This window comes from Gordonia marina (assembly GCF_052036135.1).
GTDB lineage: Bacteria > Actinomycetota > Actinomycetes > Mycobacteriales > Mycobacteriaceae > Gordonia.
Map to the genome: position 1 here is coordinate 1 of NZ_JBPSDN010000096.1, position 1,106 is coordinate 1,106.

A 1,106-nucleotide genomic window follows, 5' to 3' on the forward strand; every position below is an offset into this window, starting at 1 on the left:
TTTGCAGCAGCTCGCGCATCAGATCCGGTGACGCGTCGGCGAGGGCTTGGCCAAGCAGGCCTGCAGGGTCGACAATATGAGGTGCGGTCATCGTGATGACTCCGTTCGAGGATTCTTTAGACGGTTGACTCGAAGGATCACACGGTGGCCGCTCTACGTCCGTCCCGACACGAAGTCGGAGACGATCTCGGCCACCGAGTTACACCACCTTATGGGGCACTACTCGCCGCAGACCTGGTAGCGATGCCCCAGAAGGATTTGGTCGACCTCTTCGCGACGCTGAATGCGCCGAACATGTCCGAGATGGTCGGTGAGTTTGATGGCACGCCGTTGCGGCAGCCGAACCTCGTGCGCAGCGCGGTGGCGTTGGCAAAGGTCAGAAACCGGCTTCACCTGTGGAAGGCGAAGGGATTCAGGCAGGTCGATGAGAACACGGGTCGTGGCTACAACATCTATCGGTGGGCCGGAACCGGGCGGCTGGCGTATAGCGATCCGATGACGACCCAGATCGCCACGTCTCGCATCGACGGGCGCCCGGCCTTTCAACTCGACTACCGGACCTTCGACACGGTGTGCGGAGCCGTGAACCTGGTCGACGATGTTCGCCAGGTCGGGCCCGGCCTCTATCTCGGATTCGCGATGGTCGGGTTCACGGAACGACAGCGATCGGTACTCCAACCGTTCATGCTCGAGGCGACCTCGCGGCCATATGTCGGCGACGTCGGAACGCCGCACAGCGAGCAGCCGCTCATTCGTCCGTGAAGCAGGCGAGAACCACCATGAACGAGTTCACCTGGACTCGAAGTGATGTCACCTTCTCGTCAGGCGACGCCGACTGCGCCGCCTGGCTGTACTCGCCGACGGGGAAACGCGCTGCAACCGTACCGATCATTGTTATGGCACACGGTGTGGGAGGAGTGAAGGAGCAGCGTCTCGACGCGTTCGCGGAGCGATTCGCCAGCGCCGGATATGCCTGCCTTGAATCACCCCAGGTTTTCTGCCGCTCCTATACGGGGTGCAGCTCTCGGTTGAGGGCGGCGTAGTAGGCGGACTCGAACTCGGCGGGCGGGACCGTGCCGATGCTGGAGTGGAGCCTGTCATTGTTG

General features: G+C 62.3%; 1 protein-coding gene. It reads left to right on the plus strand.

Going from position 1 to position 1,106, the window contains the following annotated elements; genetic code table 11:
- Positions 1-243 precede the first annotated feature (243 nt).
- Positions 244-762, plus strand: coding sequence for a hypothetical protein (locus ACSEEN_RS21435; protein ID WP_440714256.1), 519 nt, complete (start codon positions 244-246; stop codon positions 760-762).
- The last annotated feature ends 344 nt before the right edge of the window (positions 763-1,106 follow it).